The organism is Staphylococcus sp. GW823-FHT05F06 (assembly GCF_058795495.1).
The window spans coordinates 120,190-131,645 of sequence record NZ_JBXAHW010000002.1; the positions used below are offsets into that span (position 1 = coordinate 120,190).

Here is an 11,456-nt window from a genome sequence, read left to right on the forward strand (position 1 = left end):
AAGATACATAGAAGTGACAGGTTATAAAGATGAAAGCGAGAAGGATAAAATGGATAAGCAAGAACGATACAATAGAAGAGAAAATATTAGAAATTTCTCCATTATTGCTCATATAGACCATGGTAAATCGACATTAGCTGATCGAATTTTAGAGAATACAAAATCAGTTGAAACTCGAGAAATGCAAGATCAATTACTTGACTCTATGGATTTGGAAAGAGAACGAGGCATCACTATTAAACTAAATGCTGTTCGATTAAAATACGAAGCTAAAGATGGAGAAACTTACACATTTCATTTGATAGATACACCAGGACATGTCGACTTTACATATGAGGTTTCTCGCTCATTAGCTGCATGTGAAGGTGCAATTCTTGTAGTTGATGCTGCCCAAGGTATAGAAGCACAAACCTTAGCAAACGTTTATTTAGCATTAGATAACGATTTGGAACTTTTGCCAGTTGTTAATAAAATAGACTTGCCTGCAGCTGAGCCCGATAGAGTTAAGCAAGAATTAGAAGATGTTATAGGTATAGATCAAGAAGATGTAGTACTTGCAAGTGCTAAGTCAAATATAGGTATTGAAGAAATTTTAGAGAAAATAGTTGATGTTGTACCAGCACCGGACGGTGATCCAGAAGCCCCACTTAAAGCACTTATCTTTGATTCAGAATATGATCCATACAGAGGAGTAATATCTTCAATTCGAATTATTGATGGTGTTGTTAAAGCTGGAGATAGGATTAAAATGATGGCTACCGGTAAAGAATTTGAAGTTACAGAAGTCGGAATCAATACACCTAAGCAACTACCGGTAGAAGAATTAACAGTTGGTGATGTGGGTTATATTATCGCAAGTATCAAAAATGTTGATGATTCTAGAGTAGGTGACACAATTACTTTAGCTGAAAGACCTGCTGACAAACCGTTACAAGGATATAAAAAGATGAATCCAATGGTATTTTGTGGTCTATTCCCTATTGACAATAAAGACTATAATGACCTAAGAGAAGCTTTAGAAAAATTACAACTTAATGACGCATCCTTAGAGTTTGAACCAGAGTCTTCACAAGCACTTGGTTTTGGATACAGAACTGGATTTTTAGGAATGTTACATATGGAGATTATTCAAGAAAGAATTGAAAGAGAATTTGGTATTGAACTCATTGCAACAGCGCCTTCTGTTATCTATCAATGTATCTTAAAAGATGGTTCTGAAGTTTCAGTTGATAATCCAGCACAAATGCCCGAAAGAGATAAAATAGAACATATTTATGAACCATTTGTCAAAGCTACGATGATGGTGCCGAATGATTATGTAGGTGCAGTGATGGAATTATGTCAACGTAAAAGAGGTCAATTTATAAACATGGATTATCTTGATGATATAAGAGTTAATATTGTTTATGAAATTCCATTATCAGAAGTAGTTTTCGATTTCTTTGATCAACTTAAATCTAACACAAAAGGGTATGCTTCTTTTGATTATGAATTTATTGAGAATAAAGAAAGTAATCTTGTTAAAATGGACATATTACTGAATGGAGATAAAGTTGATGCTCTAAGTTTTATTGTCCATAGAGATTTTGCATATGAAAGAGGGAAAGCGCTTGTCGAAAAATTAAAAACATTAATTCCACGACAACAATTTGAAGTGCCAGTTCAGGCGGCTATTGGTCAAAAAATTGTTGCACGAACAAACATTAAATCTATGGGTAAAAATGTTTTATCTAAATGTTATGGTGGAGATATCAGTCGTAAACGAAAACTTTTAGAAAAACAAAAAGCAGGTAAAGCTAAAATGAAAGCAGTAGGCAATGTAGAAATTCCGCAAGATGCATTTTTAGCAGTATTAAAAATGGACGATGAATAATGTAGATTAATGGGGTATAGACATTCTTAATGTCTTACCTCATTTTATAATGTCTAGAATGATATAAATATATAATGTAAAAACTATACTAAATGATTTAAAGATTGGTGGTTATAAAGTGAATGTAAAAAGTGCATATATTCATATTCCATTTTGCTATAGAATTTGTACTTATTGTGATTTCAACAAATACTTTATCGATAAACAGCCAGTTGATGAATACTTAGACGCACTTATTAGCGAGATGCAAGTTAAAAATAATAGAGACCTTGAAACAATGTATGTCGGAGGTGGTACACCGACAGCCTTGAATATGAGACAACTTGAGAAGCTACTTAGAGCAATTAATCAAACATTTACAATTAGCGGAGAATTTTCTTTTGAAGCTAATCCTGATGAGTTAACTTATGAAAAAGTTGCACTTTTAAAACAATATGGCGTAAATAGAATATCGATGGGTGTACAAACATTTAAACCTGAATTATTAAAAATTTTAGGCAGAACCCATAAAACTGAAGATATATATGATGCTGTTAGTCATGCCCGAAAGGCAGGTATTGAATCAATAAGTTTGGATTTAATGTATCATTTACCACAACAAACTATCGACGATTTTAAAGACAGCCTGGAGCGTGCCATTGCATTGGATATTGATCATATTTCAAGTTATGGATTAATTCTTGAACCTAAAACTCAGTTTTATAATTTGTATAGAAAGGGACATTTAAAATTACCAAATGAAGATTTAGGGGCAGAAATGTATCGGTTTTTAATGGAGCGTATGAAAAACTCACCATTTCATCAATATGAGATTTCTAATTTTGGTAAACTTAATCATGAATCAAACCATAATAAAGTATATTGGTTAAATGAAGAATACTATGGCTTTGGTGCTGGTGCAAGTGGTTATGTAAACGGTGTACGTTACACAAATCTTAATCCAGTAAATCATTATATTAAAGCGATAAATGAAGGGAAAAAACCAATACTATCTGAAACGTCTCCTACTTATAACGAAAGAATGGAAGAAGAAATGTTTCTTGGTTTAAGAATGAATCAAGGTGTGAGTAAAAGCCGTTTTAAGAAAAAGTTTAATAAATTAATCGATGAGGTGTTTGGTGAAACTATTAAAGATTTGAGGTGTAGGGGACTCATAAAAGAAGAAGGAGAATTTATATCTTTAACCGAACGCGGAAAAGTTATAGGTAACGAAGTTTTTGAAGCATTTTTACTAAACTCATAAAAAGTTAGAAATTTTAGTGCTTTAACATTGACTTACTTTGACCAATTTGATAGATTATAATTAGCACTTGAGATAAAAGAGTGCTAATGAGGTGAAAACATGATTACAAAAAGACAATTAAGCATCCTTAATGCTATTGTTGAAGATTATGTTGATTTTGGACAACCGATTGGATCTAAAACTCTAATTCATCGTCATCACTTGGATGTGAGTCCAGCTACCATTAGAAATGAAATGAAGCAACTTGAAGAAATGCATTTCATTGAGAAGACACACACATCTTCTGGAAGGGTGCCATCTGAATCAGGGATTAGATATTATGTCAATCGCCTTTTAGAACAAACATCTCATCAAAGTCAAAACAAAATTCAACGTTTAAATCAATTATTAATTGAGAATCATTATGATAGTTCGACTGCACTCACAAACTTTGCACACGAATTATCTATGAAATCTCAATATGCAACGTTGGTAGTCCGCCCTAATCATAAACAAGATGTTATAAATAATATACATCTTATTCGTGCTAACAACCATTTGATTATTTTAGTAATGGTATTTTCCTCTGGACATGTTGAAAATATACATTTTGTATCACATGCTCAACTAAATAATATTAATTTAAATAAAATAGCAAACTTTTTGACCGAACATTTCAGTTTTAATCGTAAAGTACTAACTCAAAACATTGAGTCTTACTTTAGTCAAAAAGAAGAGCTATTACTTGCAAATGAAGTAGTTGAGATGATAAATTTACAAATTGGTAATCAAAGTAATAGCATTTATATGGGTGGAAAGGTTAAACTTATTGATGCGTTAAATGAGTCCAACGTTTCATCTATTCAACCGATTCTTCAATATATAGAATCAAATAAAATAACTGAATTATTAGAAGATATATCAACATCTCAAATCAATGTCCGAATTGGTAAAGAGATTGATGATAGTTTAAGCGATATATCAATTGTGACTAGTCAGTATCATTTTGATGAGTCACTAAAAGGTCAAATTGCAGTAATCGGACCAACTGCAATGCATTATCAAAATGTAATTCAATTATTAAACCGTATATGGTAGTAATTGGAATTGTATTGGAGGTCAGACTATGTCAGAAAAAGATCAGTCAGTGAATAATACTGAGGAAGATTTCAATGTAGAAACTGAAGACAATCAGAATGATACAAATATTGAAAACTCAGTATCTAACACAGATAATAGTGAAGCTAATGCTAGCGATTCAGAAAATAATTCAGAAGAAAGTATCAAGGATGAAGAGTCAGAGTCTCAAGATACTAAAATTAAAGAATTAGAAAAGCTTGCAAATGACAATGAAGAAAAATATTTAAGATTATATGCTGAATTCGAAAATTATAAACGTCGAATTCAAAAAGAAAATCAAATTAATGCTACTTATAAAGCTCAAGGTGTTTTAACTGACATTTTACCGTCTATAGATAATATTGAGCGTGCACTACAAATTGAAGGTGATGATGAATCGTTCAAATCACTTCAAAAAGGAGTGCAGATGGTTCATGAAAGTTTACTAAGAGCTTTAAAAGACAATGGTCTTGAAGAAATTTTAGCTGAAGGTAAGGAATTCGATCCTAATTTACATCAAGCTGTCGTTCAAGATGACAATCCTGATTTTAAATCAGGAGAAGTTACTCAAGAATTACAAAAAGGATACAAACTTAAGGATCGTGTTTTAAGACCATCAATGGTAAAAGTAAATCAATAATTTGATTGAAAATACATTGAAATAAATAAAATGATTAAATTGGAGGAATTATATTATGGGTAAAGTAATTGGAATTGATTTAGGTACAACTAACTCTTGTGTTTCTATCTTAGAAGGAGATGAACCAAAAGTAATTCAAAACCCAGAAGGTGCACGTACTACACCATCAGTGGTTGCATTTAAAAATGGTGAAACTCAAGTGGGTGAAGTAGCAAAACGACAAGCTATCACAAACCCTAACACTGTACAATCTATTAAACGTCATATGGGTACAGATTATAAAGTAGATATTGAAGGTAAATCATATACACCACAAGAACTTTCAGCAATGATTTTACAAAATTTAAAAAGCACTGCAGAAAACTATTTAGGGGATACAGTAGACAAAGCTGTTATCACTGTCCCTGCTTATTTCAATGATGGTGAACGTCAAGCAACTAAAGATGCTGGTAAAATTGCAGGCTTAGAAGTTGAACGTATTATCAACGAACCTACAGCTGCTGCACTTGCTTATGGTTTAGATAAAACTGAAACAGATCAAAAGGTTCTCGTATTTGACTTAGGTGGGGGAACATTTGACGTATCTATTCTAGAGTTAGGCGACGGCGTATTTGAAGTATTATCAACTGCCGGAGATAATAAACTTGGTGGCGATGACTTCGACCAAGTGATTATTGATTATCTTGTTTCAGAATTCAAGAAAGAGAATGGTGTAGATTTATCACAAGATAAAATGGCATTACAAAGATTAAAAGATGCTGCCGAAAAAGCTAAAAAAGATTTATCAGGTGTTTCTCAAACTCAAATTTCATTACCATTCATTTCTGCTGGAGAAAATGGCCCATTACACTTAGAAATTAGTTTAACTCGTTCTAAATTTGAGGAATTAGCTGATTCATTAATCAAAAAAACTATGGAACCGACTCGTCAAGCATTAAAAGATGCTGGTTTATCTACTTCAGAAATAGATGAAGTTATTTTAGTTGGTGGTTCAACACGTATTCCGGCCGTTCAAGAAGCTGTTAAAAAAGAAATTGGGAAAGAACCACATAAAGGTGTTAACCCAGATGAAGTTGTAGCAATGGGTGCTGCTATTCAAGCTGGTGTAATCACAGGTGATGTTAAAGATGTAGTATTACTTGATGTTACGCCATTATCTTTAGGTATCGAAATTATGGGTGGACGTATGAACACATTAATTGAACGTAATACTACTATTCCAACTTCCAAATCACAAGTTTATTCTACAGCAGCTGACAATCAACCAGCAGTAGATATTCATGTATTACAAGGTGAACGTCCAATGGCATCTGACAACAAAACTTTAGGAAGATTCCAATTAACTGACATTCCACCTGCACCACGTGGTGTACCTCAAATCGAAGTAACATTTGATATCGATAAAAACGGTATTGTTAACGTTACAGCTAAAGATTTAGGTACTAATAAAGAACAAAACATTACAATACAATCAAGCTCATCTCTATCTGATGAAGAAATCGATCGCATGGTGAAAGATGCTGAAGAAAATGCTGAAGCAGATAAAAAACGTCGTGAAGAAGTAGACTTGCGAAACGAAGCAGATAGTCTAGTATTCCAAGTTGAAAAAACAGTTAAAGACTTAGGCGAAAATATTAGCGATGAAGATAAGAAAAATGCTGAAGAGAAAAAAGATGCACTTAAAACAGCATTAGAAGGTGAAGACATCGACGATATTAAAGCTAAAAAAGAAGAACTTGAAAAAGTAATTCAGGAATTATCTGCAAAAGTTTATGAACAAGCTCAACAAGCACAACAACAAGGCCAAGAAGAACAAGGTTCTCAAGATAGCACTGTTGAAGATGCAGACTTTAAAGAAGTTAAAGATGACGAAGATAAAAAATAAGTTTAGTATCTAACTTATAATTATCTATTAATTTTTAGTAAAAAAAGTCAAAGTCAATCGATCATTGACTTTGACTTTTTATTTGGATATTAAGAAACAATTAGATAAACTATTCTTGTTAAACGTATAAAAGGAGAGGTAATTATGGCCAAAAGAGACTATTATGAAGTCTTAGGCGTAAACAAAAGCGCTTCTAAAGACGAAATTAAAAAAGCTTATCGTAAATTATCAAAAAAATACCATCCAGATATAAATAAAGAAGAAGGCGCAGACGAAAAATTCAAAGAAATCTCCGAAGCATATGAAGTTTTAAGTGATGAAAACAAACGTGCAAATTATGATCAATTTGGTCATGACGGACCACAAGGCGGATTTGGAAGTCAAGGCTTTGGTGGCAGTGACTTTGGTGGATTTGAAGATATTTTCAGCTCATTCTTTGGTGGCGGTTCACGTCAAAGAGATCCTAATGCACCTCGCAAAGGTGATGACCTTCAATACACAATGACAATAACATTTGAAGAGGCTGTATTCGGGACAAAAAAAGAAATATCAATAAAAAAAGATGTAACATGTCATACATGTAACGGTGATGGGGCTAAACCTGGTACAAGTAAAAAAACTTGTAGCTATTGTAATGGCGCTGGTCGTGTTTCTGTTGAACAAAATACTATTTTGGGTAGAGTGAGAACTGAACAAGTTTGTCCTAAATGTGAAGGTAGTGGACAAGAATTTGAAGAACCATGTCCAACATGTAAAGGAAAAGGTACTGAAAATAAAACAGTTAAACTAGAAGTAACTGTTCCTGAAGGTGTAGATAACGAACAACAAGTTCGTTTAGCTGGAGAAGGTTCACCTGGTGTTAACGGAGGACCACATGGTGACCTATATGTGGTGTTCAGAGTTAAACCATCCAATACATTTGAACGTGATGGAGACGATATCTACTATAATCTAGATATTAGCTTTTCACAGGCTGCACTAGGTGATGAAATTAAGATACCTACATTAAAAAGTAATGTTGTTTTAACCATTCCGGCAGGTACACAAACGGGTAAACAATTCCGACTTAAAGATAAAGGTGTAAAGAATGTTCATGGTTATGGCTACGGGGACTTATTTGTCAACATAAAAGTGGTTACACCAACAAAATTAAATGACCGTCAAAAAGAATTATTAAAAGAATTTGCTGAAATTAATGGTGAAAATATAAATGAACAGTCCTCTAATTTCAAAGATAGAGCGAAAAGATTCTTTAAAGGAGAATAGTCAATGAATTGGATGGAACTCTCAATTGTAGTTAATCACGAAGTAGAATACGATGTTACAGAAATTCTTGAAAGTTATGGCTCTAATGGAGTTGTAATTGAAGATTCAAATATTTTAGAAGAACAACCTGTTGATAAGTTTGGAGAAATTTATGACTTAAACCCTGAAGACTATCCTGAAAAAGGAGTTCGATTAAAAGCTTACTTTAATGAGTTCACTTATAATGAAAACTTAAAATCTAACATCAATTATGAAATATTAAGTCTTCAGCAAATTGATAAAACAATTTATGATTACCAGGAAAAACTTATTGCCGAAGTAGATTGGGAAAATGAATGGAAGAATTATTTTCATCCATTTAGAGCTTCAAAACAATTTACGATAGTACCAAGTTGGGAATCATATGTTAAAGAAAATGATAACGAATTGTGCATTGAATTAGATCCAGGTATGGCTTTTGGAACAGGTGATCATCCAACGACAAGTATGTGTTTAAAAGCAATTGAAACTTTTGTAAAACCAACTGATTCAGTTATCGACGTTGGAACAGGGTCAGGCATTTTAAGTATTGCTAGTCATTTACTTGGAGTTCAAAGAATAAAGGCATTAGATATAGATGAAATGGCTGTAAATGTGGCAAAAGAAAACTTTAAGAAAAATCATTGTGATGATGCAATTGAAGCAGTTCCAGGTAATTTATTAAAAAATGAAAATGAGAAATTTAATATCGTTATTGCAAATATTCTTGCTCATATTATTGAAGAAATGATTGAAGATACTTATAATACTTTAATTGAAGATGGTTATTTTATCACATCAGGTATTATTGAAGAAAAGTATCAAGATATAGAATCACAAATGAAGCGTATTGGTTTCAAAATTATTTCAGTAGAACATGACAATGGCTGGGTTTGTATAGTTGGTCAGAAAGTGAGTGGATAATTTGCAAAGATATTTTATGAATCAAAGCGCTGATGAAAATCAGTGCTTTTTTATTGAAAACAAAGAAGACTATCATCATATCGTGAATGTTATGCGCTATAAAGAAGGACAAAATATTATTGTCACTTTTTCAGATGAAAATGTATTCAAATGTAAAATTATTTCAATAAACGATCAATCGATTGAAATTAAATTAGTAGAAAAGCAACAAATTAACACTGAACTACCTCAGAACATTACAATATGTAGTGGTTTAATCAAAGCAGACAAATATGAATGGATGATACAAAAAGCAACTGAAATGGGGGCAAATGAGTTTATAGCTGTAGCCATGGAACGTTCTGTGGTCAAGCTCAATGATTCTAAAGTAGAAAAGAAATTATCGAGATGGCAAAAAATTATAAAGGAAGCTGCAGAACAAAGTTATCGTTTAACAATACCAAATATAAAATTTAAGTCGAATTTAAAAGAAATTTATGGTATGATAAGTCAATATGACTATGTTCTTATAGCATATGAAGAACAAGCAAAGCACGGTGAATTAAGTCAATTTAAGCAAACAATTAAACAATTTAAGACACAGGATCGTGTTTTAATCATATTTGGACCTGAAGGTGGGCTATCAGATAGTGAAATTTCATTATTCGGTGATGTAAGTACTATAGTTGGATTAGGTCCACGTATCTTGCGTGCTGAAACTGCACCTCTTTACGCTTTAAGTGCAGTAAGTTATGAAAAAGAATTATTGGGGTGAAGATTATGTCAACAGTTGCGTTTCACACATTAGGTTGTAAAGTAAACCATTACGAAACTGAAGCAATTTGGCAATTATTTAAAGATGCAAATTATGAAAGAGTAGAATTTGAAACAAATGCTGATGTATTTGTTATTAATACATGTACGGTGACAAATACAGGGGATAAAAAAAGTCGTCAGATAATAAGAAGAGCTATTAGACAAAATCCTGATGCAGTCGTTTGTGTAACTGGGTGTTACGCACAAACATCATCTGCCGAAATTATGGAAATCCCTGGTGTTGACATCGTTGTAGGTACTCAAGACCGACATAAATTGTTAGACTATATACAACAATTTCAGGACGAGAGACAACCTATTAATGGTGTAGGCAATATCATGAAAAATAGAACTTATGAAGAATTAGAAGTTCCTTACTTTACTGATAGAACACGTGCTTCATTAAAAATACAGGAAGGCTGCAATAATTTTTGCACGTTCTGTATTATCCCGTGGGCACGTGGATTGATGCGTTCTAGAGATCCAGAAAAAGTAGTAGAACAAGCTACTCAACTTGTTAACTCTGGTTATAAGGAGATTGTATTAACAGGTATTCACACTGGTGGTTATGGGCAAGACCTTAAAAATTATAATCTAGCACAATTGCTAAGAGATTTAGATACTATTGAAGGGCTTGAACGTATACGTATTTCTTCTATTGAAGCAAGTCAACTTACTGATGAAGTTATTGATGTCATTGGAAACTCAAATAAGGTGGTACGTCATTTACATATACCGCTACAATCTGGGTCTGATGATGTGTTAAAACGTATGAGACGTAAATATACCATGGCACATTTTTCAGAAAGATTGACAAAATTACATCAAGCATTACCTGATTTAGCAGTTACTAGTGATGTAATCGTTGGTTTCCCTGGAGAATCTGAAGATGAATTCCAAGAAACTTACGATTTCATCGTAAATCATCATTTTTCAGAGTTACACGTATTCCCTTATTCTCCTAGAATAGGAACGCCTGCTGCAAGAATGGACAATCAAATTGATGAAGAAACAAAAAATGTTCGTGTACACAAACTAATTAGTCTAAGTAATCAATTAGCCAAAGAATATGCTTCTAAATTTGAAGATGAAGTTTTAGAAGTTATACCTGAAGAAATGGGTGAAGAACCACATACACTTGTTGGCTATGCTGACAATTATATGAAGGTAAGATTTGAAGGAGATGACTCATTAATAGGTCAAATAGTAAAGGTCAAGATAGTTAAAGCCAATTATCCAATTAATGAAGGCAAAGCAATACGTGTTGTTAAACATGCAACGAATCAATCTGAAAAAGAAGTACTTGTTTAATTAATAAAAAATTGTAAATTTTACTGATTGACCGTCATTTAGAGTTATATTATACTAATAACTGCATAGTTTTACTATGCAATGACTATAAAGTTCCGTTGATATTTGGAGGGAGGGAAATACAGATGTCTAAAACAGTAGTACGTAAAAATGAATCACTAGAAGATGCTTTACGTAGATTTAAACGTTCAGTATCAAAAAGTGGAACTATTCAAGAAGTACGTAAACGTGAATTTTACGAAAAACCAAGCGTAAAACGTAAAAAGAAATCTGAAGCTGCACGTAAACGTAAGTTCAAATAATTAATAGCTCTGTTGACTCCCTCAACAAGAATGTTAATTATATATTAGGACAGAATTTGAATTGAATTCACTGTTCTATCGAAAAATGAAGACTAGAACTG

General features: G+C 32.7%; 10 protein-coding genes. All 10 read left to right on the top strand.

The window, feature by feature from the left end:
• Positions 1-49: 49 nt before the first annotated feature.
• The 10 genes from lepA (at position 50) to rpsU (ending at position 11,355) form a co-directional block, all read left to right on the top strand.
• A complete protein-coding gene (gene lepA, locus AC1Q7N_RS02095) occupies positions 50-1,873 on the top strand; it encodes a translation elongation factor 4 (RefSeq protein WP_001831284.1) in 1,824 nt (607 codons plus the stop codon).
• A gap of 118 nt (positions 1,874-1,991) precedes the next feature.
• The gene (gene hemW, locus AC1Q7N_RS02100; protein ID WP_001831094.1) at positions 1,992-3,116 is read left to right on the top strand and encodes a radical SAM family heme chaperone HemW; all 1,125 of its coding nucleotides are present in this window, start codon (positions 1,992-1,994) and stop codon (positions 3,114-3,116) included.
• Between the two features lie 99 nt (positions 3,117-3,215).
• Complete coding sequence (gene hrcA / locus AC1Q7N_RS02105) at positions 3,216-4,193, top strand: heat-inducible transcriptional repressor HrcA (protein WP_145376280.1); 978 nt, start codon at positions 3,216-3,218, stop codon at positions 4,191-4,193.
• A 28-nt stretch (positions 4,194-4,221) separates the two neighbouring features.
• A complete protein-coding gene (gene grpE / locus AC1Q7N_RS02110) occupies positions 4,222-4,854 on the top strand; it encodes a nucleotide exchange factor GrpE (RefSeq protein ID WP_001831117.1) in 633 nt (210 codons plus the stop codon).
• 55 nt (positions 4,855-4,909) lie between these two features.
• A complete protein-coding gene (dnaK, locus tag AC1Q7N_RS02115; RefSeq protein WP_001831007.1) occupies positions 4,910-6,739 on the top strand; it encodes a molecular chaperone DnaK in 1,830 nt (609 codons plus the stop codon).
• Between the two features lie 144 nt (positions 6,740-6,883).
• Positions 6,884-8,005, top strand: a complete 1,122-nt coding sequence (gene dnaJ, locus AC1Q7N_RS02120; protein WP_001830934.1) for a molecular chaperone DnaJ — start codon at positions 6,884-6,886, stop codon at positions 8,003-8,005.
• Between the two features lie 3 nt (positions 8,006-8,008).
• A complete protein-coding gene (gene prmA / locus AC1Q7N_RS02125) occupies positions 8,009-8,947 on the top strand; it encodes a 50S ribosomal protein L11 methyltransferase (protein ID WP_001831256.1) in 939 nt (312 codons plus the stop codon).
• Position 8,948: 1 nt separating this feature from the next.
• Positions 8,949-9,701, top strand: coding sequence for a 16S rRNA (uracil(1498)-N(3))-methyltransferase (locus tag AC1Q7N_RS02130; RefSeq protein WP_002456176.1), 753 nt, complete (start codon positions 8,949-8,951; stop codon positions 9,699-9,701).
• Positions 9,702-9,706: 5 nt separating this feature from the next.
• A complete protein-coding gene (mtaB, locus tag AC1Q7N_RS02135) occupies positions 9,707-11,053 on the top strand; it encodes a tRNA (N(6)-L-threonylcarbamoyladenosine(37)-C(2))-methylthiotransferase MtaB (RefSeq protein ID WP_001831098.1) in 1,347 nt (448 codons plus the stop codon).
• 125 nt (positions 11,054-11,178) lie between these two features.
• The gene (gene rpsU, locus AC1Q7N_RS02140; protein ID WP_000048060.1) at positions 11,179-11,355 is read left to right on the top strand and encodes a 30S ribosomal protein S21; all 177 of its coding nucleotides are present in this window, start codon (positions 11,179-11,181) and stop codon (positions 11,353-11,355) included.
• Positions 11,356-11,456 lie beyond the last annotated feature (101 nt).

What these genes read in the sequence shown, in the direction of transcription:
- mtaB (WP_001831098.1), top strand. Translation starts at nt 9,707, where the DNA reads ATGTCAACAGTTGCGTTTCACACATTAGGTTGTAAAGTAAACCATTAC.
- rpsU (WP_000048060.1), top strand. Translation starts at nt 11,179, where the DNA reads ATGTCTAAAACAGTAGTACGTAAAAATGAATCACTAGAAGATGCTTTA.
- hrcA (WP_145376280.1), top strand. Translation starts at nt 3,216, where the DNA reads ATGATTACAAAAAGACAATTAAGCATCCTTAATGCTATTGTTGAAGAT.
- grpE (WP_001831117.1), top strand. Translation starts at nt 4,222, where the DNA reads ATGTCAGAAAAAGATCAGTCAGTGAATAATACTGAGGAAGATTTCAAT.
- dnaJ (WP_001830934.1), top strand. Translation starts at nt 6,884, where the DNA reads ATGGCCAAAAGAGACTATTATGAAGTCTTAGGCGTAAACAAAAGCGCT.
- lepA (WP_001831284.1), top strand. Translation starts at nt 50, where the DNA reads ATGGATAAGCAAGAACGATACAATAGAAGAGAAAATATTAGAAATTTC.
- dnaK (WP_001831007.1), top strand. Translation starts at nt 4,910, where the DNA reads ATGGGTAAAGTAATTGGAATTGATTTAGGTACAACTAACTCTTGTGTT.
- prmA (WP_001831256.1), top strand. Translation starts at nt 8,009, where the DNA reads ATGAATTGGATGGAACTCTCAATTGTAGTTAATCACGAAGTAGAATAC.